General features: G+C 57.6%; 21 protein-coding genes. 15 read left to right on the top strand and 6 right to left on the bottom strand.

Features of this window, described 5'->3' with window-relative positions; translation table 11 throughout:
- The first annotated feature begins 32 nt into the window (after positions 1-32).
- A complete protein-coding gene (locus tag FQB27_RS16805) occupies positions 33-785 on the top strand; it encodes a GNAT family N-acetyltransferase (protein ID WP_169560216.1) in 753 nt (250 codons plus the stop codon).
- 27 nt (positions 786-812) lie between these two features.
- Here FQB27_RS16805 and FQB27_RS07110 read toward each other — a convergent pair whose 3' ends face one another.
- The 5 genes from FQB27_RS07110 to FQB27_RS07090 are packed head-to-tail and all read right to left on the bottom strand — an operon-like array spanning position 813 to position 4563.
- Positions 813-1313, bottom strand: coding sequence for an ureidoglycolate lyase (locus FQB27_RS07110; protein WP_169560215.1), 501 nt, complete (start codon positions 1311-1313; stop codon positions 813-815).
- Positions 1314-1328: 15 nt separating this feature from the next.
- Positions 1329-2333, bottom strand: a complete 1005-nt coding sequence (alc, locus tag FQB27_RS07105) for an allantoicase (RefSeq protein ID WP_169560214.1) — start codon at positions 2331-2333, stop codon at positions 1329-1331.
- A gap of 39 nt (positions 2334-2372) precedes the next feature.
- Positions 2373-2885 (bottom strand): 2-oxo-4-hydroxy-4-carboxy-5-ureidoimidazoline decarboxylase, encoded by a 513-nt coding sequence (gene uraD / locus FQB27_RS07100; protein ID WP_169560213.1) that lies wholly within the window; start codon positions 2883-2885, stop codon positions 2373-2375.
- A gap of 1 nt (position 2886) precedes the next feature.
- On the bottom strand, positions 2887-3801 hold the full coding sequence (gene puuE, locus FQB27_RS07095; RefSeq protein ID WP_169560897.1) for an allantoinase PuuE: 915 nt from the start codon (positions 3799-3801) through the stop codon (positions 2887-2889).
- A 9-nt stretch (positions 3802-3810) separates the two neighbouring features.
- A complete protein-coding gene (locus tag FQB27_RS07090) occupies positions 3811-4563 on the bottom strand; it encodes a GntR family transcriptional regulator (protein ID WP_169560212.1) in 753 nt (250 codons plus the stop codon).
- A 324-nt stretch (positions 4564-4887) separates the two neighbouring features.
- On the opposite strand from FQB27_RS07090, the gene uraH reads away from it, so the two are divergent.
- From uraH to FQB27_RS07030, 12 genes are all read left to right on the top strand, one after another.
- The gene (gene uraH, locus FQB27_RS07085; protein WP_169560211.1) at positions 4888-5241 is read left to right on the top strand and encodes a hydroxyisourate hydrolase; all 354 of its coding nucleotides are present in this window, start codon (positions 4888-4890) and stop codon (positions 5239-5241) included.
- 103 nt (positions 5242-5344) lie between these two features.
- Positions 5345-6697, top strand: coding sequence for a uracil-xanthine permease family protein (locus tag FQB27_RS07080; RefSeq protein WP_169560210.1), 1353 nt, complete (start codon positions 5345-5347; stop codon positions 6695-6697).
- 119 nt (positions 6698-6816) lie between these two features.
- Positions 6817-8283 carry a xanthine dehydrogenase small subunit gene (xdhA, locus tag FQB27_RS07075; RefSeq protein WP_169560209.1) on the top strand — a complete coding sequence of 489 codons (1467 nt, stop codon included), beginning with the start codon at positions 6817-6819 and terminating at the stop codon, positions 8281-8283.
- Positions 8276-10636, top strand: coding sequence for a xanthine dehydrogenase molybdopterin binding subunit (xdhB, locus tag FQB27_RS07070; RefSeq protein WP_169560208.1), 2361 nt, complete (start codon positions 8276-8278; stop codon positions 10634-10636). The genes xdhA and xdhB overlap by 8 nt, the downstream gene beginning before the upstream one ends.
- Positions 10633-11700 (top strand): xanthine dehydrogenase accessory protein XdhC, encoded by a 1068-nt coding sequence (gene xdhC / locus FQB27_RS07065; RefSeq protein ID WP_169560207.1) that lies wholly within the window; start codon positions 10633-10635, stop codon positions 11698-11700. The genes xdhB and xdhC overlap by 4 nt, the downstream gene beginning before the upstream one ends.
- A gap of 98 nt (positions 11701-11798) precedes the next feature.
- Positions 11799-13364: an ABC transporter ATP-binding protein gene (locus tag FQB27_RS07060; protein ID WP_169560896.1), complete on the top strand. Its 1566-nt coding sequence runs from the start codon at positions 11799-11801 to the stop codon at positions 13362-13364.
- Positions 13365-13395: 31 nt separating this feature from the next.
- The gene (locus FQB27_RS07055; RefSeq protein WP_169560895.1) at positions 13396-14430 is read left to right on the top strand and encodes an ABC transporter permease subunit; all 1035 of its coding nucleotides are present in this window, start codon (positions 13396-13398) and stop codon (positions 14428-14430) included.
- Positions 14427-15356, top strand: coding sequence for an ABC transporter permease (locus FQB27_RS07050; protein WP_169560206.1), 930 nt, complete (start codon positions 14427-14429; stop codon positions 15354-15356). Before FQB27_RS07055 ends, FQB27_RS07050 begins: the two co-directional genes overlap by 4 nt.
- A gap of 39 nt (positions 15357-15395) precedes the next feature.
- Complete coding sequence (locus tag FQB27_RS07045; protein ID WP_169560205.1) at positions 15396-16475, top strand: BMP family ABC transporter substrate-binding protein; 1080 nt, start codon at positions 15396-15398, stop codon at positions 16473-16475.
- An 87-nt stretch (positions 16476-16562) separates the two neighbouring features.
- Positions 16563-17573 carry an adenosine deaminase gene (locus FQB27_RS07040; protein ID WP_169560204.1) on the top strand — a complete coding sequence of 337 codons (1011 nt, stop codon included), beginning with the start codon at positions 16563-16565 and terminating at the stop codon, positions 17571-17573.
- Positions 17574-17575: 2 nt separating this feature from the next.
- Positions 17576-18763 (top strand): cysteine desulfurase family protein, encoded by a 1188-nt coding sequence (locus FQB27_RS07035; RefSeq protein WP_169560203.1) that lies wholly within the window; start codon positions 17576-17578, stop codon positions 18761-18763.
- A gap of 12 nt (positions 18764-18775) precedes the next feature.
- Complete coding sequence (locus FQB27_RS07030) at positions 18776-19183, top strand: group III truncated hemoglobin (protein WP_206374425.1); 408 nt, start codon at positions 18776-18778, stop codon at positions 19181-19183.
- Here the strand turns inward: FQB27_RS07030 and FQB27_RS07025 are convergent.
- A complete protein-coding gene (locus tag FQB27_RS07025; protein ID WP_169560202.1) occupies positions 19180-20076 on the bottom strand; it encodes a LysR family transcriptional regulator in 897 nt (298 codons plus the stop codon). The genes FQB27_RS07030 and FQB27_RS07025 overlap by 4 nt on opposite strands.
- 149 nt (positions 20077-20225) lie before the next feature.
- Between FQB27_RS07025 and FQB27_RS07020 the strand changes: the two genes are divergently transcribed.
- Complete coding sequence (locus FQB27_RS07020; RefSeq protein WP_169560201.1) at positions 20226-21428, top strand: urate hydroxylase PuuD; 1203 nt, start codon at positions 20226-20228, stop codon at positions 21426-21428.
- Between the two features lie 90 nt (positions 21429-21518).
- A complete protein-coding gene (locus FQB27_RS07015) occupies positions 21519-22547 on the top strand; it encodes a glycosyltransferase (RefSeq protein WP_169560200.1) in 1029 nt (342 codons plus the stop codon).
- Positions 22548-22588: the final 41 nt, after the last annotated feature.

The raw sequence follows: 22588 nt of genomic DNA, 5'->3' as shown, positions 1-22588 counted from the left end.
CCAACCGGGTATTAATTGGAAATACCTTACATGTGGAAACGCTCATGATCCTGACGCTGGAACAACATGCCCTGAAAGCCCTGCCCGCCCTTGAGAATGAAGCCTATGACGGCTGGGTCCTGAGGCGGGCCAAGGGGTTCACGCGGCGGACCAATTCGGTCAACGTGCTTCATAAAAGCCACCTTCCGATCGAGGAAAAAATCCGGCATTGCGAAGATTTTTACCGCCGGGAAGGGCAAAGCTGTCATTTTCGCCTGACACCACTGGCAGAAGCGGACACTCTTGATCAGGAACTGGAAAGCCGTGGATATATCAAGGCGGACCCTACAGATATTCGCGTCCGTGCCCTTTCCCCGGGCACGATCAGCGCCCCCTCCGGTCCGGTCCGGCTAGAGACCTCTGTCACGCCTGCATGGCGGGAAGCTGTCGCCCGCCTGACCCGGCAGGATGACGAGGAAATCGAGGTGTTTCAAAAAATCCTGTCCGCCTCGCCCATGCGGCCCCTTTGCGCCTCGGTGGAGAGAGACGGGGACATCCGGGCCTGCGGCCTTGCCATTTGCGACGATAGCATGATGGGATTGTTCGAATTTGCGACGGACCCCGCCTATCAGCGGCAAGGGCTGGGGCGGGATATTGTCACGGGCCTTCTTCAGGCTGCCGCCGCAAGCGGTGTCACCACGGCCTATCTTCAGGTTGTCGCCGCAAACCCGAAAGGAACCGCTTTCTGGTCCTCCATGGGGTTTGATCAAACGCTTTACCGCTATCACTATAGAAGCAAGCCCTGATCAGGGCCGCGGCCCGCCCGTCCCCGGTCAGGGGCCTTCGGGCACGTCCAGCCAGATTTCGGGTTCAGCGAAGAACAGTTCCTCGCAATTATCACCATCCCCGCCCCGGTCCACGACAAGGAAGTCACTGACCGCGCCCAGTGCCAGAACGGGATGATGCCATGTGCCGGCATGATAATTCACACCCTGATCCCCCCGAGCCAGAAAAACACGGAGGTCTGACGGCGCAACCGTCTCGCCAGCCGGTGCCACAAGAACCAGATAAGGCCGCCCGTTCAGGGGAATAAAGGCCTGACTGCCCAGCGGGTGTCGCTCCACCATCCGAATATTCAACGGATAGCTCAGCGGGGTGGCCCTGAAAATATTGATCAGGGCCCGCCCTCCCTCAAGAAGGTCCACCTTTGCCAGATCATGATATCGCTCGGTCGAGCCGTTATTGATCAGAAAATGATCATTCTCATCCGTGCTGATCACATCCCCGTACGGGGCGAACGCTGGCTTGGTTAACGGCTGAACCGACAGTTTCATGATTTTGCCTCCTCCTTACCGGCTGATCTTGCCGAACAGGCGCAGACGGCTGATGCCACCATCCGGGATGATGTTCAGGCGAACATGGGTAATCGGCCCCAAATCCTCTACCTCGTCGGTAAAGCTGTGGATGGCATGCATGGACAGTTTCTGCTCCGGCAGCAGGGTGCGCCAGAACATGCTCTGTGTAACCAGTGACTGTTCCGTACCGCCTGTTACATGGGCTGCCTGAACCGAACATCTGTCAGGATAGTTCCCCTTGAAATGGGCGGTATCCACCTCAACCGTGGACACCACACCCGGATGACCCAGCGCAATAATGGCCCAATCGTTTCCGGGCTCCCGGCGACGTCGCGTTTCCCAGCCGTCCCCCATATTGACGCCCCGGCCGGGGGCCAGTGTCTTGGTTGGCGATCCGTAATGCTGGTCACTGGCCGCAATGCCCCGCCCGCCATTGACCAGCGCGGCAAGATCGACAATCTCATCCGGGTCGCGGGCATCCCAGTTACAGTTGATTTCACCGTAAACCCGAAGCCGGGCCACGCCACCATCCGGGTAGATATTCAGGCGCAAATGGCTCCAGGTGGCGTCGCTGTCAACCGCAACAAGATGATGACGGCTTGCCCCCAGCGAGACAGAGGCGACAATTTCCGTCCATTCCGTCTGCTCGTCCGGATCTCCCTCCACATTGCAGGCGTCGATGGACGCGGCCGGGGGGAAGTTCCCTGTGAAATGGCTGGTATCGATATTGACCCCGTGGACAATGCCCGGAAGCCCCAGACGCAGGATGCAATAATCATATCCCTCGCCCCGTTTGCGGCGGCTTTCCCAGCCATCCATCCATTTCCCGTTATCATCATACCGATCCGGATAGAAGACAGGCTCCGCCGGATCAATCAGGCGGGACTTGTCGGCAAAGAAATCATCGGTCGCATAGATCACCTCCGACCCCAGGCTTGGCTGGGCCAAATCCGTATACCGCCGGACAAAGTCGGCGTTCTCAGGCTTAAGCAATGTCATTTGATAACTCCCTGAACAGGCCAGATGGCCTTGTCTTCACTAAAGGTCCTGCAACCGAAAGGCTGCGATCTTGTCAATTTCCTCAAGCGCCGTTTTGAACTCCTGCTCCGGATCATTCTCGAGGCGCGCCTCAAAGCCCGCAAGGATTTCGAAACGGTTGCTGTTCCGAACGGCCTTGATGAAGGGGAAACCGAATTTCTCCCGATAGGCCTGATTGTATTTCTGGAACCGGGCATATTCATCCGGGCTGCACTCCCCAAGACCGGCGCGGGCCTGCTCCGAGGTGGATTCCGCCGTCAATTCACCGCGCACCGCCGCCTTTCCAGCCAGATCGGGATGGGCACGGATCAGGTCCAGTTTCGCCTGATCGCCGGCTGCGGCCACTCGGCGGGCCATGGCACGGGCAAGCGTGTCGGCGTCGTTATGGGCGTCGGTCAGCCCCTGATCCCATACCTGCTCTGCCACCCACGGGGAATGCTCGTACACGCCGCCGAAAAGGGAAACGAACTCATCGCGCCCAAGGGCGGTCACATCATGCTTCAAGCGGCTCATGTCACGCCCCTTCCGGTGAATGATTTTCATGCCAGTGGCGGGCGATATCGATGCGACGGGCAAACCACACATCCTCGTGAGCGGTCGCATAGTCAATAAACCGCTTCAGTGCCGCGATCCGCCCCGGACGCCCCACCAGACGGCAATGCAGGCCAACGGACATCATCTTCGGTGCCTCCACCCCTTCTTCATACAGGGTGTCGAATGTATCCTTCAGATAGGTGAAATACTGATCCCCGCTGTTGAACCCCTGCAGGGCGGCGAACCGCATATCATTCACATCAAGGGTATAGGGGACGATCAGTTGTTTCTTGCCGTCCAGTTCCGTCCAATAGGGCAAATCGTCGTCATAGGCATCCGCATCATATAAAAACCCGCCTTCCTCAATCACCAGTTTGCGGGTGTTGGGGCTGGTCCGGCCGGTATACCAGCCAAGGGGACGCTCCCCCGTCAGGCGGAGGATGATCTCGATCGCCTTATGCATATGCTCCCGCTCCACATCTTCGGGAACATACTGATAGTTGATCCAGCGGTATCCATGACTGCAAATTTCATGACCGGCCTCCATGAAGGCCTCGGTCACTTCCGGGTTTCTCTCCAGCGCCATGGCCACCCCGAAGATGGTCAGCGGAATATCATATTTCCGAAACAGCCTTAACAGCCGCCAGACACCGGCCCTGCTGCCATATTCATAGATCGATTCCATGCTGATATGGCGCACCCCCGGCAGCATGTCCGCCCCGATAATCTCGGACAGGAAGGCTTCCGACGCATGGTCCCCGTGAAGAATGCAGTTCTCTCCGCCTTCCTCGTAATTCAGGACAAACTGTACCGCAAGGCGGGCGCCGCCCGGCCATTTGGGGTCCGGCGGGTTGGCACCATACCCGATCATGTCCCGCGGGTAATCCGAACTCATTGTCATTTCTCACCCTTCCTTGCGAACGATTCTGCCGCCGGTGACGCCAGAAAAAATCTTGTACAGGTCACTGGCCTCGTCCCCGCCGTCCAGTTGCAACTGCTCTTCACAATTCTGCAGATGGTCCAGCATCAACGTGACCGCCCGGTCTTCATCCCGTGCCCGAATGGCGTCAATAATGCCCGCATGTTCGTCGCAGGCACAGCTATTCACACCGCCCCCCTGATACTGAACCAGAATAAGGGATGTGCGGGACACCAGTTCTTTCAGGAAATCCTCCAGCGCCCGGTTTCCTGCAATGGCGGCCAGTGCCAGATGGAAATCACCGGAAAGCGCCACCCACCGGGTCCGCTCTCCTGCGGCGATACTCTCGGCCTCCTCCTCCAGCATTTTCTCAAGCCGGGCCAGATCGTCCGCTGTACAGTTGCGAACCACCCGGCGCATGATCCCGGCCTCCAAAACCTTGCGGGCATCCAGAACATCGCGGGCTTCCTCCGGCGACGGTTCGGACACATAAGCCCCCCGGTTGGGGAAAATCTGCACCACCTTTTCATGGGACAGCCGTTGCAGCACCTTGCGCACAACCGTGCGGCTCACCCCGAAAATTTCCCCCAGCACATCCTCGGACAGCTTGGTCCCCGGCGACAGGCGCTGTTCCAGAATGGCGGTGAACATTTCCTCATAGATCCGATCATCCTGCGACGCCTTCGCAGCATCCTGATGACTTTCAGAGGCGGAACGGTTTTTTACAGTCTGGTTCATATCTCGAATGCGGAATGGAGATTGATCAACATTAAATTTAAACAATAATATCAAAGATTGTATACAAATCTACAAACAAAATGTTCATAATCTCAAGAAAATACGGCATCAGAACCGACAAAACCGGCCCAATAGCGCCCAAAAGCTGGGGGACAAGCCCCCGCCGGCCCAAACGGGCCACGAAAAGCCTTCGCAGATATAGTACAATAAAAATAAAAAATGTGGACAATATGTCGCATCTCATGCATCATTTTTTCCTTATTAGATGTTTAATCAGGTCGGCAATACCCGTACCTGAAAAGAATGGAACAAGACGGAAAAACCATGGGAAAACTGACAACCCATATTCTGGACACATCGGCTGGCCTGCCGGGAAAAGGAATTCGAATCGAGCTGTATCGGTTGATTGATGACAGTTGGGAACTCATCAAGACCACAACCAGCAACGACGACGGACGCTGCTCCTCTCCCCTGCTGGAAGGCGACGCCTTTCAGGCCGGGCAATATGAACTTGTGTTTTACGCAGGTGACTATTTCGACGGACAGGGCCTTGACCTGCCGGAACCGAAATTTCTGGACGAAGTTGTTCTCCGGTTTGGCATCGCCGACCCGGATCAGCATTACCATGTCCCACTTCTTGTCTCGCCCTACAGCTATTCCACCTATCGGGGAAGCTAGGGGCACCGGGCGGATACTCTGGGAGGTGTATCCGCGCATGCCGCAAAAAAACGGCACGCAACCATAAAAAAAGAGTGTCAGCTAACAGGGGGGAGACACAGACATGAGTGAGATTTCACAATCGGGCAACCGATCCTATTCGGGACCGGAAGACCTGAAAAACCCGGATTACATGCCGCCGCTGGCAAAGGCCGTCCCACTGGGACTTCAACATGTGCTGGCCATGTTTGCCGGAAACGTGACGGTGCCGATCATCATTGCAGGCGCCGCCGGAATTGCTGGCGGGGACAAGATTTTCCTGATCCAGATGGCCATGCTGGTCGCTGGCCTTGCAACCTTGCTTCAGACAATCGGCATGGGCCCGATCGGGGCGCGCCTTCCCATCATGCAGGGCACCAGTTTTGCCTTTCTGCCGGTGATCATTCCCATTGCCGCCTCCATCAAGGGTGTTGCCGCCCTGCCGGTGATCTTCGGGGCAACGCTTGTCGGGGGGATCTTTCATTTCTTCCTTGGAACCGTGATCGGGCGGTTTCGGGGTATTCTGCCGCCCCTGGTCACAGGGTTGGTGGTCGCCACCATTGGCCTGACCCTTCTGCCCACCGGCGTTGAATATGTGGGCGGCGGTAAACTGGCGAAATTCGTCACCAAGGATTTCGGCGCCTGGTACCATGTCTTCCTTGGCAGCCTTGTGATTGTTGTGATCCTTGGCACCAAGTTCCTGGCAAAGGGCATCGCCTCGGCCTCGGCCATCCTGATCGGCCTGATTGTCGGCTATCTGGTGGCCATCCCCATGGATGTTGTCAACTTTGGCACCGTCGCCGATGCCGCATGGTTTGCCTTCCCCCAGCCCCTGAAATACGGCATCAGCTTTGAGGCTGCCGCGGTCGTCGGCATGTGCCTGATGGCAATTGTCTCGGCGATCGAGACCGTGGGCGACATCTCCGGCATCACCAAGGGCGGCGCAGGACGTGAAGCCACAAACCGGGAAATCTCGGGCGGGACAATGGCCGATGGCCTTGGAACGGCCCTTGGCGGATTGATGGGGGCCATGCCCAACACATCCTACAGCCAGAATGTGGGGATCATTTCCCTGACCGGCGTCATGAGCCGCCATGTGGTGACCATCGGGGCCCTGTTCCTGATCCTCTCCGCCTTCGTTCCGAAAATTGGCGCTGTGGTCTCGGCCATGCCCAACGCCGTTCTTGGCGGTGCTGCGGTTGTCATGTTCGGCATGATTGCAGGTGCGGGCCTGAAACTTCTGAACAGTGTCGACATGAACCGCCGGAATATGGTGATTATCGCCGTTTCCCTGAGTGTGGGCCTTGGCCTGAAAGCCGAACCCGGCGTGGTCTCCATCTTTCCGGACTGGGTGGCCATGATGATGACGACGGGGCTGTTTCCTGTCGCCTTTCTATCGATCCTTCTGAACCTGCTTCTTCCAAAAGAGGATCATTAGGGCAAGAATACCTTCACTGGTGCCCCCGGCCCTTTTCCGGGCGGGGGGCATCCTTTTTTGGAACGCACGCTTGATTATGCAGTACACTATATATGTTTACATGATTACCGGAGGAACCCATGAGAAATAAGATACGGTTCATCCACAGGGGACGAATTCGCGAGTTGGACACTGTCGACCCCACCCGGACGGTTCTGAATTTCCTGCGTTATGACGATGCGCTGGCAGGCACCAAGGAAGGCTGCGCCGAGGGCGACTGCGGCGCCTGTACGGTTGTCCTTGGGGAACGGGTTGGTAATCATGTCCGGTATCAGGCGGTTAATGCCTGTATCCAGTTCCTGCCCATGCTGGACGGCAAGGAACTGATCACGGTCGAGGATCTGAAGGGCGAAGACGGCAGCCTGCATCCGGCCCAGCAGGCACTGGTCGAACAAAACGCCACCCAATGCGGGTTCTGTACGCCGGGTTTCGTCATGTCCCTGTTCGCCGAAATGCACAACACCGCCCCCGCCACGCGCCGGGATATTGATACGGTCCTCGCAGGCAACCTGTGCCGCTGTACCGGTTATGGGCCGATTATCGATGCAGCCCGCCAGATCGCGGCCACCCGCCCCACCGACAAATTCACCGAGCGCATGATCGAAACGGCCAGCCTGCTGGAACATCTTGAAGGGGACAAGACCCTTGCCCTTGAGTGGCAGGGACGACGCTACTTCGCGCCCGGAACGCCCGAAGAACTGGCCCAGCTTCTGGCGGACTATCCGGACGCCACAATTCTGGCCGGAGCCACCGATGTGGGGCTTTGGGTCACGAAACAACACCGCGTTCTGGACACCATCATCTATATCGGGCGCATTGCCGCCCTTCGCACCCTCCGGGAGCAGGACGGCACCCTTGAGATTGGCGCCGGCGTCACCTACAGCGATGCGTGGCAGATGCTTGAACAGACATATGGTGATTTCGGGGAACTGGTCCGGCGGATCGCCTCCACCCAGATCCGCAATTCCGGGACCATTGGCGGCAACATTGCCAACGGCTCCCCCATTGGCGACACGCCGCCCTCCCTGATTGCGCTGGGGGCAACCCTGACCCTGCGGTCACAAAAAGGTACCCGGCAAATTGCCCTTGAGGATTTCTTTATCGACTATGGCAAGCAGGATCGCCAGCCCGGCGAGTTTGTCGAGAAAATCACGCTTCCCCTCCCCCGGGAAGGGGATCTGTTCCGCAATTACAAGATCAGCAAGCGGTTCGATCAGGATATTTCCGCCGTTTGCGGCGCCTTCAACCTGCAACTGGACGGAACACGGGTCGCGGATATCCGCATCTGCTTTGGCGGCATGGCGGGCACACCGCTTCGCGCCAAGCTGGCGGAACAGGCCCTGATCGGAAAGGACTGGTCTGCGGACAATCTCGCGAGCGCCCTGCAGGCACTTGCACAGGATTACACCCCCATGACCGACATGCGGGCCAGCGCCGATTACCGGATGACGGTGGCGCAGAACCTGCTTCGCAAATTCTTCATTGAGACAACCCAACCGGAAACCCAAACCCGGCTGGTCGGAGAAGGGAGGCTTGCCCATGCGTAACCCTACCCCCAGCGAGACAATCATTCGCGGCACAGTTCACAAGAACCATCCTCATGACAGTGCCGCCAAACAGGTTATGGGCGAGGCGGTTTATATTGATGACATGCCCGAAGCCCGCGACCTTCTGCATATTTATGTGGCGCAAAGTACCAAGGCCCACGCGAAACTTTTAAAGCTGGATGTCAGCGCGGTTCGTAACGCGCCCGGCGTTGCCTGTGTGTTGACAGCCGGTGATGTGCCGGGGATCAACGATGCCTCGCCGGTGCTTGGCGATGATCCGGTTTTCGCCGAGGATCTGGTGGAATATGTGGGGCAATCCCTGTTCGCGGTTGCCGCCAACAGCATTGAGGATGCCCGCGCCGCAGCCAGCCTTGCCATCATTGAATATGAGGAACTGGACGCCATCCTGACCGTGGATCAGGCCATGGCCGCCGGCTCTTTTGTGCTGCCCAGCCGGACCATGGCCCGCGGAGACGCGGCAGAAGCCCTTGGCCGCGCAAAGCATCGCCTGCAGGGACGGATGGAAATCGGCGGACAGGATCATTTTTATCTGGAAAGCCAGATTTCCCTCGCCGTCCCGCGAGAGGACGGGGATGTCCTCATCCATTGCTCCACCCAGCACCCGACCGAGGTGCAGCATAACGTGGCCAAATTCCTGAACGTCCCGGATCATTCCGTTACCGTCGAGGTGCGGCGGATGGGCGGCGGCTTTGGCGGCAAGGAAACCCAGGGGGCATGGTTCGCGGCAATTGCCGCACTTACAGCCACCCGAACAGGGCGTCCGGCCAAACTGCGGCTGGATCGGGATGACGATATGGTCATGACCGGAAAGCGGCATGATTTTGTGGTCGATTATGATGTGGGCTTTGACGACGCCGGACGGGTCACCGGGATCGAGTTTGTCTTCGCGTCCCGCTGTGGCCGGTCTGCAGACCTGTCCGCCGCCATCAATGACCGCACCATGTTCCATGCAGATAATTGTTATTATTTCAAGGACATCACCATCCAGTCTCACCGGTGCAAGACCCACACGGTGTCAAACACCGCTTTTCGCGGGTTTGGCGGGCCGCAAGGCATGGTCGCGGTGGAGCGGGTCATGGACGCCATTGCGGCCCGCCTTGAAGCCGACCCGCTGGAGGTTCGGAAAATCAATCTTTATGGCAAGACCGATCGCAACGTGACGCCGTATCACATGACGATTGAGGACAATATTGCTGCCGAAATCATCGAGGAACTGGCCGAAAAATCGGACTATTACCAGCGGCGACGGGAAATCCGGGCCTTCAACGAAAAAAGCCCCATCCTGAAAAAAGGCATCTCCCTGACCCCCGTCAAGTTCGGGATTTCCTTTACCACCACCTTCCTCAATCAGGCCGGGGCACTGCTGCATGTCTATACGGATGGCAGTGTGATGCTCAACCACGGCGGAACGGAAATGGGACAGGGGCTGTTCATCAAGGTCGCACAGGTGGTGGCTGAGGAACTGCAGATCGATATTGAACGGGTCAAGATCACGGCAACCACAACGGACAAGGTACCCAATACGTCCGCCACGGCGGCATCGTCGGGGTCGGACATGAACGGCAAGGCCGCCGAGGCCGCCGCCCGCACCATCAAGGAACGACTGATTGCCTTTGCCGCCGGGCACTACAATGTTGCAGAACAGGATATCCAGTTCCTGCCCAACCGGGTTCGCATTGGCGACCAGACAGTCAGCTTTGCCGAACTGGTGCAGCTGGCCTATCTGAACCGGGTGTCCCTGTCAGCGACGGGATATTACAAAACGCCCAAAATCCATTATGACGCCGAAACATTCTCCGGGCGGCCGTTCTATTATTTTGCCTATGGCGCTGCCGTATCCGAAGCGGTGATCGACACCCTGACCGGGGAAAACCGGATCACACGGGTGGACCTGATCCACGATACGGGGAAAAGCCTGAACCCGGCCATTGACCTTGGCCAGATCGAGGGCGGGTTTATTCAGGGCATGGGCTGGCTGACCACAGAAGAGCTGGTTTTTGATGACCACGGCAACCTTCGGACCCACGCCCCTTCCACCTACAAAATCCCCGCCTGCGGCGACCGGCCCGACATTTTCAACATGGAGCTTTATTCCGGCGGCGAAAATGTGGAAGACAGCATCCACAAATCAAAAGCTGTTGGCGAGCCGCCCTTCATGTTGGCCATTTCCGCCTTCAATGCCATCGCCGATGCCGTCTCCAGCGTATCTGACTATGCCATCTATCCGACACTGGACGCACCGGCCACACCGGAACGAGTGCTGAAAGCCGTTGAGGCACTGGAAACAGAGATGACAACACAGGATACAGCGAGGGTGAAGGCGGCCGAATGAGCAACTGGCGTGACATCATTGCAGCCCACCGAGCGGGCGGACATTGCTCCGTTCTGCTGACGGTCGCCGTGGTGAAAGGCTCAACCCCCCGCGAAATCGGGGCACGCATGCTGATCACACGCACCGGCATGACCGGGACCATTGGCGGGGGCAGTCTGGAATATTCGGCCATCGAGGAAGCCAGACGCCTTCTGAACACCCCGGAGGCGGCGGCGACCCTACTCTCCTTCCCCCTTGGCCCGGAGCTTGCGCAATGTTGCGGCGGGTTTGTTGAAATACTGGCAGAACCCCTGGGGCAGGAAAACGCCCCCTGGCTGGACCGACTTGAACAGCATCTGGATGACACGGCCCCCCTTGTTCTTGCCACCCGCCGGGAGCGGAATGGCAATATCAGCCACCAGTTTTATTCTACAGATCAAACCATCCCGTCCCTGACGCCGGATTTTGCCGCCTGTCTGTCGCGGGTTAGCGATACATGTCAGGCCGCCAGACTGGACGGGACGGGCACTGCGGGGGACTTCACCCTGTTGCGCCCGGTTCGGGATCACAGGTTCGATCTGTTCCTGTTTGGCGCGGGTCATGTGGGGCAGGCGCTTGTCAAAACCCTGTCCTCTTTTCCCTGCCTGATTCACTGGGTTGATGAACGCCCCGAATCTTTCCCGCAGGCTCTACCGACAAATGTTCGGAAAATTCTGACCGCAGACCCCGTTGCGGTTGCAGAAGAAGCACCGAATTCAGCATTTTTTCTGGTAATGACGCATAGTCATCAGCTTGATCTGGAAATTTCCGCAGAAATTCTTAAAAAGGGGCCTGTTCGGTATTTCGGACTGATCGGTTCCGAAACCAAACGCACGAAATTTGAAAAGCGCCTTAAACTGAGAGGGATTCCGGGAGACGCTCTTGGAAAAATGAGATGCCCAATCGGTATTGGTGTACTAAAAGGAAAGCATCCTGCGGAAATTGCGATCAGCACAGCCGCAGAAATCCTGTCCGTTCTGGATCAGAGCGGGACAGGGGCCCTGGACAGGCCGGATCAGGCACGGTCCGGAAACGGTAAACCGTGATAGAGACGGCAACCGGCAAGGATCTGTGATAAAGGGATCAAACTGGAAGGGGTGGCGAACGCCATTTTAGTTGAGTGAAAATTGGGGAGTCCAGCTTTATGGGTGACGGCGGTACGCCACATGGCGCCTTGAAACCACGTCTTGAACTTCGGGGAATTACCAAGGCTTTTCCCGGTGTTCTGGCAAATGACAAGATTGACCTGAAAATCCTGCCCGGCGAAATTCACGCCTTGCTGGGCGAAAACGGGGCCGGGAAAAGTACGCTTGTCAAAATCATTTACGGCGTTCTGGAAGCGGATGAAGGGGACCTTCTCTGGAATGGTGTTCCCTTGCGGATTGCAAGCCCCCATGCCGCGCGGAAACTGGGCATCGGCATGATCTTCCAGCATTTCTCCCTGTTCGAAGCCATGACGGTCACCGAGAATATCGCCCTTGGCCTGCCCGGTCGCCAAAACATGGCTGAACTGGCCCGCCGGATCGTCGAGGTTTCCAACAATTACGGCCTCCCCCTTGAGCCGCACCGTCATGTCCACACGCTGTCTGTTGGTGAAAAACAGCGCATCGAGATTGTTCGGTGCCTGCTGCAAAATCCCAAGCTGCTGATCATGGATGAACCCACATCGGTCCTGACCCCACAGGAAGCCGACAAGATGTTTGAAACCCTGCGCCGCCTTGCGGATGAAGGGGTTTCGATCCTGTATATCAGTCACAAACTGGACGAGATCAAAGCCCTCTGTCACAAGGCGACGATCCTGCGGGGCGGTAAATATATCACGGAATGCGACCCCACACAGGAAACATCCAAGTCCCTCGCTGAGATGATGATCGGCACCAACCTTGTGGCACCGGAACATGTGGAAAATGCGACACGGGGCGAGGTTCGCCTGAAAATTCGCGACCTCAGCATGGAAACCAGCGACCAGTTCGGCGTCAATCTCAGCCAGATCAACCTTGACGTTCGCGCCGGTGAAGTCATGGGGATTGCCGGTGTGGCCGGTAACGGCCAGGTCGAGTTTCTGGAAGCCCTGAGCGGGGAAGTCCTCAGTCAGGACCCTGCAAACATTCAGTTGGATGGCAAGCCCATCGGAAAACTGGGCCCTGTTGAGCGCCGTAACCTTCGCCTTGCCTTTGTGCCCGAGGATCGCCTCGGTCATGGGTCCGTACCGGAAATGGATCTGGTCGATAACGCCTTCCTCAGTGCCTATTCCCAGAAGAAACTTCTGAAGGCCGGCTTTATCGACAGGTCCACGACCACCGCCTTCGCAGAAGAAATCGTCCAGAAATTTGATGTTCGTACCGCTGGCGTCTCCCACACGGCAGGCAGCCTGTCCGGTGGCAACCTGCAAAAATTCATCGTCGGGCGCGAAATGCTTCAGGACCCGCGCCTGATCATCATTGCCCATCCCACATGGGGCGTTGATGCGGGGGCCGCTGCCGCCATTCATCAGGCAATAATTGACCTTGCGGAAAATGGTGCAGCCGTTCTGGTGGTCAGTCAGGACCTTGACGAGCTGTTCGCCATCAGTGACCAGATCGCCGTGATTGCCGAAGGGCGCTTGTCCGTCAACCGAAATATTCGCGAGATCACCATTGAGGAAATTGGCTTGCTGATGGGGGGAACCCACGGAGCAGGCGAGCGAAAGGAAGTTTCAAGTGTTGCTTAAAATTGAGAAACGGCCCGAACCCTCGCGCAAGATGGTCTATGTGACGCCTGTTCTGGCGTTGCTTCTGACCGTTGTGACCAGCATGGCCCTGTTCGAATTTCTGGGTGTAAACCCGGTTGAGGCGCTTCGGAACTTCTTTATCGTTCCCATCAATAACAAGTACGGCGCAACGGAACTGCTGGTCAAGGCAACCCCGCTGATCCTCTGCGCCATTGGCCTGTCCGTCGGTTTTCGCGCCAATGTGTGGAATATCGGGGCCGAAGGACAGCTAACGTTCGGTGCCATCGTTGGCGGCGGTGTTTTTGTTTACTTCCATGATGTGGACAGCGTCTTCCTGCTGCCGATCATGATTGCCATGGGGGCCCTTGGCGGCGCGATCTGGGGGGGCATTCCCGCATTCCTGAAAACACGCTTCAATGCCAATGAAATCCTGACCAGCCTGATGCTTGTCTATGTGGCGCTGTTGCTGCTCAGCTTCCTTGTGCATGGCCCGTGGCGCGACCCGGATGGCTTTAACTTCCCGGAATCCCGTGTTTTCAGTGACTCTGCGACCATGCCGGTCCTGTTGGAGGGAACCCGCCTTCATTTCGGGACCATTCTGGCCCTGCTGGCCGTTTTCGGCACCTGGATCATGTTGGCAAAAACCCTTGTCGGGTTTCAGGTCAAGGTGATCGGCGCGGCACCAAAAGCCGGTGCCTATGCGGGGTTCAGCCAGAAAAAAATCATCTGGTTCTCGCTGCTGTTCGGTGGGGCCCTTGCCGGTATTGCCGGGGTATCCGAAGTGGCTGGCCCGGTTGGACAGCTTCTGCCTTCCATTTCTCCCGGCTATGGTTTCACGGCCATTATCGTGGCTTTCCTTGGCCGTCTTCATCCCGCGGGGATCATTTTCGCCGGTCTGCTCATGGCCCTGACTTATCTGGGCGGGGAAACAGCCCAGATCAATCTGGGCCTGCCTGTTGCCGTAACGGGCGTATTTCAGGGAATGGTTCTGTTCTATCTGCTGGCCTGTGATGTGCTGGTCAATTATCGGTTTCGGTTCAATAAAATTGGAAAGGTCACATCATGAGCGGCGTTGAGTGGATTATCCCTATCCTGTTGACCGTGATTACGGCGGCAACGCCGCTGGTATTTGCCGGCATTGGTGAGTTGGTCACCGAGAAATCCGGGGTCCTCAATCTGGGGGTAGAGGGAATGCTGCTGGTCGGGGCGGTCGCCGCCTTTGTCACCGCAACCGTGACCGGGAACTATTTCCTTGCCGTGGCTGCCGGTGCCCTTGCCGGGGCTTTTCTGGCCTTTCTGTTTGGCGTCCTGACCCTGTCCCTGATGGCCAATCAGGTGGCAACCGGCCTTGCCCTGACCCTGTTTGGTGTCGGGGTCAGTGCCCTGATCGGTCAGGATTTTGTTGGTATTCCCGTCGACGCCCTGCCCAAGCTGGCGGTACCCGGCCTGTCGGATATTCCGGTTCTTGGCCCGGTCCTGTTTGGACAGGATGCCCTTGTCTATCTGTCCCTGTTCATGGCGGCACTGGTCAGTTGGTTCCTGTACCGGACCAAGGGCGGCCTGATTCTTCGCGCTGTGGGGGATTCCCATAACGCGGCCCATTCCATCGGATACTCCGTCATCGGAATCCGGTATCTCGCCGTCATGTTTGGCGGCGCCATGTCGGGGGTTGGCGGGGCCTATCTGTCCCTTGCCTATACTCCCATGTGGGCCGAAAACATGACAGCCGGTCGCGGCTGGATTGCGCTGGCCCTGATCGTTTTTGCCACCTGGAAGCCCGGCCTCGTGGTCGTCGGGGCCTACATGTTTGGCGGCATCACGATCCTGCAACTGCATGCCCAGGCCGCTGGTCTGGACGTACCGTCGCAAATCCTGTCCATGTTGCCCTATCTGGCAACGGTTGTAGTGTTGGTTCTCATCTCGAAAGATGAGTCCCGTATCAGAAAACATGCGCCTGCCTGCATCGGAAAAATTTTCCATCCGGCGGCCTGAGGTAGAAGAAGAAAACCGGTTTCGACAGAGGAGATAATCATGAAACTGAAAAACATCGCATCCCTGATGGGTGCGGCAGTTGTCGCAGGCGGAATGCTTGCAGCCGGGTCAGCGTCGGCCCAGGATAAAATCGGGTTTGTCTATGTGGGGCCGATCGGTGACCACGGATGGACCTACCGCCATGACGTTGCCCGTCAGGCTGTTGAAAAGGCCTTTGACGGCAAGGTCAAGACAACCTTCGTTGAAAGCGTCAAGGAAGGCCCCGATTCCGAACGGGTCATCCGCCAGATGGCTGCCGACGGTCACAAGCTGATCTTCACCACATCCTTCGGCTTCATGAACCCCACCATCAAGGTGGCAAAGCAGTTCCCGGATGTAAAATTTGAACACGCCACCGGTTACAAGCGCGCCGACAACGTTTCCACCTACTCCGCCCGTTTCTATGAAGGCCGGTATGTGGTTGGCAAGGTCGCCGCAAAGATGACCAAATCCAACATCATCGGCTATGTCGGTTCCTTCCCCATTCCGGAAGTTGTGCGCGGTATCAACGCCACCGCCCTTGGCGCCCGCAGCGTGAACCCGAACGTGGAAATCAAGGTTGCATGGGTCAACACATGGTATGATCCGGGCAAGGAAGGCGATGCTGCCAAGGCCCTGATCGATCAGGGTGCAGACATCATCATGCAGCACACCGACAGCCCGGCTCCGCTTCAGGTTGCTGAAAGCCGCGGCGTCTACGGCGTTGGTCAGGCTTCCGACATGCAGCACTTCGCTCCGAAAGCCCAGCTGACCGCCATCATCGACGACTGGAACGACTATTACGTTACACGGGCCAAGGCAGCCTTCGACGGCAGCTGGAAATCCCAGGACCTGTGGGGCGGTTTCAAGGACGGCCTTGTTGCACTGGCACCGTATAACGAAGCCATTCCGGCCGACGTTGTGGCCATGGCAGAAGAAACCCGCAAGGCCATCATGGATGGTTCTGTGAAGCCGTTTGCCGGACCGTTCAACAAACAGGATGGAACCGAAGCCGTTGCCGCCGGTGCAGAGCTGGATGATGCCGCCCTGCTTGGCATGGACTGGTATGTTGAAGGCATTCAGGGCAAACTGCCCAAATAAGACTGCCTGAGCACTCTTGGAACCTCCGCCGGTCTTGAACGGAACGGCGGGGGTTTTATTTTATCTGGAATGAACGGGAGAGGGACAATGACATCACACCGGGACTTTATTGACAATATGCCGAAAACCGAACTTCACCTTCATATCGAAGGCAGTCTGGAACCGGAACTGATGTTCACCCTTGCCAAAAGAAACAACATCTCCCTGCCCTATGGGTCGGTGGAGGAGGTTCGCGCCGCCTATCAATTTACCGAGTTGCAGGACTTTCTTGATATCTATTATCAGGGCATGAGCGTCCTGATCACCGAACAGGATTTCCATGACCTGACATGGGCCTATCTTGAACGGATCAAGGCCGACAATGTGATGCACACGGAGATCTTTTTCGATCCCCAAGGCCACACGGAAAGGGGCATTGCCTTTGACACCGTGGTCAGCGGGATCACCCGCGCCCTTGCCGAGGGAGAACAGAAACTGGGCATCACTTCCCGGCTGATCCTGTGTTTCCTGCGCCACCTGAGCGAGGAAGCCGCCTTTGAAACGCTGAAAGATGCGCTCCGTCACAAGGACAAGATCATCGGGGTCGGACTGGATTCTTCTGAACTGGGGCATCCCCCGTCTAAATTCGAGCGGGTCTTCCGGGCCGCACGGGAGGAAGGATTCCTTCTGGTTGCCCATGCAGGCGAAGAAGGCCCGCCCGAATATGTCATTGAAGCCCTCGATCTGCTGCAGGTGGACCGTCTGGACCATGGCAACCGCAGCCTTGAGGATGAGGCCCTGACCCGCCGACTTGCCGACATGCAGATCGCCCTGACGGTCTGCCCCCTGTCGAACCACAAGCTGGCCGGCGTCAAGGACATGCGGAAGCACCCCATCAAAACCATGCTGGAAAAAGGCCTGAAAGCCACGGTCAATTCCGATGACCCGGCCTATTTCGGTGGCTATATGAACGACAACTATCACGCCATTGACGAAGCGCTTGGCCTGACACGGGACCAAATCATCACACTGGCCCGCAACGGGATTGATGCGTCTTTCACCAGCGAGGCAGAAAAGCAATCCATGCATGCCCGGCTTGCGGCCTATCTGGCGGGGTGATCATGACGGCGGGATCAGAACAGACGATCATGTTTGAGGGGGCGGAAATTCACCTGCCGCTCTTTCTGGATCATCAGTCCACAACCCCGCTGGCCCCTGAAGTTCGAGACACCCTGTTTCAAACCTATGAACAACCGGGTAATCAGGACAGTCTCACCCATGCCTTCGGTCATGCCGCCCGCCAGACCGTGCAAAAGGCAAAACGGCATATCGCCGCCCTGATATCCGCCCATGCCGATGAAATCATCTTTACCTCTGGCGCGACCGAGGCCAACAATCTGGCCCTGTTCGGGCTGGTCACCCCGCCCTATGCGGGAAAGCAAGTCATCACAACGCCCATTGAACACAGCTCCATCCTGTCACCGCTGAAAGAGATGGAAAAACAGGGGCTGACAGTGACGTTCGCGGCGGTCGATGGGCAGGGCCGGGTTTCCCTGACCGATCTGGAAAGCAAGATCAGCGGCCAAACCGCCCTTGTCACGATCCAGTCCGCCAATAACGAAATTGGCACAATCCAGCCCCTGTCCCGGATTGCCGCCTTATGTGCGGCCCACGGCGTTCCCTTTCATACTGATGCGGTACAGGCCGCCGCAACGGAAAAAATCGACGCATCCCTGCCCGGCCTCACTGCACTCAGCCTGTCCGCCCACAAATTGTACGGACCGCAGGGGATCGGCGCCCTGTTCATCCGGCGCGGAACAAGCCTGTCACCCACCCTGTTCGGCGGGGACCAGCAAAACAGCCGCCGGCCCGGCACCCTTCCCACCGCCCTGATCGCAGGGTTTGGAACGGCCGCCAAGCTGGCGCATCAGAACCGGGACCATGACCATCATTCCCTTGCCAGTCTGGCCCAACGCCTTCGGGATATCCTGATCCAGAACCCGCATGTGGATGTCCGGTTCAATGGCGACCCTGACAACCGCCTGCCCGGTTGCCTCAGCCTGACCTTCGGCAGGATCGAGGCAGAGGACCTGATTTTGGAAATGCCCGAGCTTGCCATCTCTACCGGCTCGGCCTGCCTGTCTTCTTCCGGGGGACCATCCCATGTTCTGACCGCCATTGGCCTCTCGCCTGAGGAGGCAGGGCGGACGGTTCGGATTGGTCTGGGTCGATATGTCACAGAGACAGAATGTGCCTTTGCCGCTAGCATTATCGTGGCGGCATATGAACGCCTTTTGAAGACCCAATAAACAGGTGCCCGCGTGCGAAAAACCAGACCCGTCAGAATTTCCAACGACATGATCGTTGAAATGGTGAACCGGTTTTACGGCAAGGTTCGCCAGCACCCTTCGCTTGGTCCCATCTTTGACGGTGCCATCGGCGACAAATGGGCAGAACATTTACCCAAGATGTATCGTTTCTGGTCATCCGTCCTGAACAGCAGCGGCCTCTATTCCGGGAACCCCATGCGGGCCCATATGACACTGACCCAAACGGTTGAGCCGGAAGATTTCGGGCATTGGCTGGTGTTGTTCCGTGAAACACTGGATGAGCTTTTTTCTGCTGACGATGCGGATTTCATCTTTGAAAAAGCGGAACGGATTGCGGAAAGCCTGTCCCTTGGCATGTTTTACAATCCAGCCAGTATCCATGCCCGCATCAATGCCTAACCAATCCCCGGCTTGAACGCCTCGACCAGATAATCAATAAACAGCCGGATACGCGGCGGAAGTGTTGCTGCCGGGGAATAGAGCGCATAAACCCCCACAGGCAGCGGCGGTGTCTCTGGCAACAGTTCAACCAACTCACCAGAGGCCAACTCCCGTGCCACCTCCCAGCGGGATTTCATGCAAATCCCGTGACCGGCAAGCGCCCAGTCCCGAATGACATCCCCGTTATTGCTGTCCAGACGCCCCTGCACGGGAAGGGTGATGCGGTTACCGTTCTCCTGAAAGCGCCACTGGAACTGAACGGAACCCGGAAACCGGAGCAACAGGCATTGATGCTGCAACAGATCAGCCGGAACCTGCGGGGTTCCAAACCGGTCAAGATAGGACGGCGCAGCACAAATCACGCGGGGGCTGTCGGCCAGTTTCCTCGCCATCAGTGTGGAATCCCGAAGGCTGGCAATACGGATGGCAACATCCATCCCTTCTTTCAGGATATCGACAAAGCTGTCCGCCAGATGCAGGCGAATATCGATATCCGGGTAGCGTCCCACAAATCCCGGTAGAAGCGGTGCCACATACCGCCGCCCGAAGACCACCGGCACCGCAATTTTCAGGCTGCCCGACGGATTGTTCTGACGCGAGGACAAGGCCGCCTCTGCCTGTTCCACCTGTTGCAGGATATCCTTGCAATCCTGATAATATCCCCGCGCCTCCTCGGTCAGGGAGACCTGCCGCGTAGTGCGGTTCAAAAGCCGCACGCCGATATCCGCCTCCAGCTTTGCGATCCGCGCACTGACCACCGCCGTTGAAACCCGCAACTCCCGCCCCGCCTGAGAGAAACTACCCTGTTCGGCCACTGCGACAAAGGCCGCCATATTTTGAAAAGATGCCATTTTATTATCAAATTATTTTTGAAAGACTGTTACTCTAATTCAAACTTCTCAAATAATCAAAAATTCGGGAAAATTCCGGATTGTGACCGGCGGACCTTGAGGGAGGGGGCCGGGTCGGAATTCCGAGTATGGGAGAGTGAGGGAGAGTTATGGGGTTCGACTTATTCGAATGGGTGCATCTGGCAATCCGGTGGATTCATATCATTACCGGCATCGCGTGGATCGGCGCGTCCTTCTACTTTATCTGGCTGGACATGAACCTGACACCGCCGGCAAAAGACGGCCCCAAGGACAAGGCCGGCGTGGGCGGCGAGCTTTGGGCCATCCATGGCGGCGGCTTCTACGAGGTGCAGAAATATCGCGTGGCCCCGCCCGCCCTGCCGGATCACCTTCACTGGTTCAAGTATGAAGCCTATTTCACATGGCTCAGCGGTTTCGTCCTGTTGGCCATCCTGTATTACTTTGGCGCAGAAATTTACCTCATCGACCAGAATGTCGCCGATATCTCGCCCGATACGGCCATTCTTATCGGCCTCGGGTCCCTTATCGGGGGATGGGTCGTTTATGACTTCCTCTGCAAGACGCCCCTGATCAACAATCAGGGGGTGTTCGGGATTGTCCTGTTCCTGTTGCTGACACTGGCGGCCTATGGTCTCAGTCACGTCTTTAGCGGTCGGGGGGCCTATATCCATGTGGGGGCCATGATCGGAACCATCATGGCGGCCAACGTGATGATGGTCATCATGCCGGGCCAACGCGCCCTTGTCAGTGCCGCCGAAAAAGGCGAGGCCCCGGACCCCGCCCCCGGCCTGAAAGCCAAGCAACGGTCCCTGCATAACAACTATTTCACCCTGCCGGTCCTGTTCATCATGATCAGCAACCACTATCCCATGACCTTCGGGCATGATTTCAGTTGGCTGGTTCTGGCGGCCATTGCCCTTGTTGGCATTCTGGTACGCCATTATTTCAACATGAAAAATCAGGGGCGGGCCAAGCAAGGCCTTTTCCTGCTGCCGGTCGCATTCGTGCTGTTTTTTGTGATTGCCTATGTGGCGACACCGAAAACCGCTGATCTGGCCGAAGGCCCCAAGGTCTCGTTCAGCGAGGTCGAAACCATCATCAACAACCGCTGCACCAGCTGCCATGCGGCGAAACCGACAAACGAGGATTTCGACGTGGCACCCAAGGGGGTCCGACTGGAAACCGCCGCGCAAATCCTGCGGGAAAAAACCCGTATCCGCCAACAGTCCGTGGATACGGATGCCATGCCGCTTGGCAATATCACGGAAATGACCGAGGCGGAACGGCAACTGATTGGCCGCTGGATCGCACAGGGGGCGTCCGCAGACTAGGACCCTTTTTCCATTGAATCGGAAGAGAACAGGGTCGCTATGCAAATAGCGGCCCTTCCTTTATAAGGGCCTCATGACGGAGACAGTTCAATGAAGATCATGCAGGCAATCGGCGGGGCCGGACACGGCGGGGCTGAAACCTTCTTTGTAAATCTTGCCCTTGCCTTTTCCCGCGCCGGGATGGACCAGCTTCTGGCGACGCGGGCCAACCCTGTCCGCGACACGGCATTGCAAGAAGGCGGCCTGCAGCCGGTAAACCTGAAATTCGGCGGCGCACTGGACTGGCGGACACCGCGCACCCTCAAGCAACTGGCCGCCGACTACCAGCCGGATATCTTCCTCAGTTGGATGAGCCGGGCCGCCTCCATGACGCCGGATGGGGATTTCACCAAAGTGGCGCGGATCGGCGGATACTATAAACTGAAATATTTCAACAAATGCGACCATCTGGTCGGCATAACCCGCCATCTATGTGATTATATCATCGACAATGGCTGGCCTGCCGACCGGGTCCACTATATCCCCAACTTCGTTCACTGGACCCCGTCCCCGCCCGTCTCGCGGGCTGATCTGGACACCCCGGAAGACGCTCCGCTGCTGCTGGCCTTGGGCCGTCTGCACCCTTGCAAGGGACTGGATGTGGCCATTCGGGCGCTCGCGGACATAAAGGACGCCTATCTCTGGATTGGGGGGGAAGGGGCAATCCTGCCTGATCTGCAGGCCCTTGCCGCTGATCTTGGGGTGGAAAGCCGGGTGCGTTTCCTTGGCTGGCGCACCGACAAGGAGGCCCTGCTGGCCACCGCCGATATCTGCGTCTTTCCGTCCCGGCAGGAAGGGTTCGGCAATGTCATTCTGGAAGCTTGGGCGTCAAAAACACCGATCGTCGCCGCCCGCGCCACAGGCCCCGAGGCCTATATCGATCATGGCCGGACCGGGATGCTGGCCCCCATTGACGATCACCAGACCCTTGCCGCCCATATCCGCGACCTGATCCACGACAAGGCGCTCTATCAGTCCATCGTCGCGGCGGCAGAGGCGGAATATCTCGGGTCTTTCAATGAAAGCGCCGCTGTCAAGCGCTGGCAGGATTTTTTCGAAACGGTTAAACCCTCGCGCTGATCAAAGCTGACAGGAAAGAAGGCGGTATCCAGAACGATCAG

The organism is Sneathiella chinensis, from assembly GCF_012720115.1.
GTDB lineage: Bacteria > Pseudomonadota > Alphaproteobacteria > Sneathiellales > Sneathiellaceae > Sneathiella > Sneathiella chinensis.
The sequence above is the reverse complement of the archived record's forward strand: the minus strand, read 5'-3'. Positions and strand labels throughout refer to the sequence as shown.

What these genes read in the sequence shown, in the direction of transcription:
- FQB27_RS07050 (WP_169560206.1), top strand. Translation starts at nt 14,427, where the DNA reads ATGAGCGGCGTTGAGTGGATTATCCCTATCCTGTTGACCGTGATTACG.
- alc (WP_169560214.1), bottom strand. Translation starts at nt 2,333, where the DNA reads ATGACATTGCTTAAGCCTGAGAACGCCGACTTTGTCCGGCGGTATACG.
- FQB27_RS07110 (WP_169560215.1), bottom strand. Translation starts at nt 1,313, where the DNA reads ATGAAACTGTCGGTTCAGCCGTTAACCAAGCCAGCGTTCGCCCCGTAC.
- FQB27_RS07015 (WP_169560200.1), top strand. Translation starts at nt 21,519, where the DNA reads ATGAAGATCATGCAGGCAATCGGCGGGGCCGGACACGGCGGGGCTGAA.
- FQB27_RS07025 (WP_169560202.1), bottom strand. Translation starts at nt 20,076, where the DNA reads ATGGCATCTTTTCAAAATATGGCGGCCTTTGTCGCAGTGGCCGAACAG.
- FQB27_RS07035 (WP_169560203.1), top strand. Translation starts at nt 17,576, where the DNA reads ATGACGGCGGGATCAGAACAGACGATCATGTTTGAGGGGGCGGAAATT.
- FQB27_RS07060 (WP_169560896.1), top strand. Translation starts at nt 11,799, where the DNA reads ATGGGTGACGGCGGTACGCCACATGGCGCCTTGAAACCACGTCTTGAA.
- uraH (WP_169560211.1), top strand. Translation starts at nt 4,888, where the DNA reads ATGGGAAAACTGACAACCCATATTCTGGACACATCGGCTGGCCTGCCG.
- FQB27_RS07080 (WP_169560210.1), top strand. Translation starts at nt 5,345, where the DNA reads ATGAGTGAGATTTCACAATCGGGCAACCGATCCTATTCGGGACCGGAA.
- xdhB (WP_169560208.1), top strand. Translation starts at nt 8,276, where the DNA reads ATGCGTAACCCTACCCCCAGCGAGACAATCATTCGCGGCACAGTTCAC.
- xdhC (WP_169560207.1), top strand. Translation starts at nt 10,633, where the DNA reads ATGAGCAACTGGCGTGACATCATTGCAGCCCACCGAGCGGGCGGACAT.
- uraD (WP_169560213.1), bottom strand. Translation starts at nt 2,885, where the DNA reads ATGAGCCGCTTGAAGCATGATGTGACCGCCCTTGGGCGCGATGAGTTC.
- FQB27_RS07090 (WP_169560212.1), bottom strand. Translation starts at nt 4,563, where the DNA reads ATGAACCAGACTGTAAAAAACCGTTCCGCCTCTGAAAGTCATCAGGAT.
- FQB27_RS07020 (WP_169560201.1), top strand. Translation starts at nt 20,226, where the DNA reads ATGGGGTTCGACTTATTCGAATGGGTGCATCTGGCAATCCGGTGGATT.
- xdhA (WP_169560209.1), top strand. Translation starts at nt 6,817, where the DNA reads ATGAGAAATAAGATACGGTTCATCCACAGGGGACGAATTCGCGAGTTG.
- puuE (WP_169560897.1), bottom strand. Translation starts at nt 3,801, where the DNA reads ATGAGTTCGGATTACCCGCGGGACATGATCGGGTATGGTGCCAACCCG.
- FQB27_RS07055 (WP_169560895.1), top strand. Translation starts at nt 13,396, where the DNA reads ATGGTCTATGTGACGCCTGTTCTGGCGTTGCTTCTGACCGTTGTGACC.
- FQB27_RS07040 (WP_169560204.1), top strand. Translation starts at nt 16,563, where the DNA reads ATGACATCACACCGGGACTTTATTGACAATATGCCGAAAACCGAACTT.
- FQB27_RS07045 (WP_169560205.1), top strand. Translation starts at nt 15,396, where the DNA reads ATGAAACTGAAAAACATCGCATCCCTGATGGGTGCGGCAGTTGTCGCA.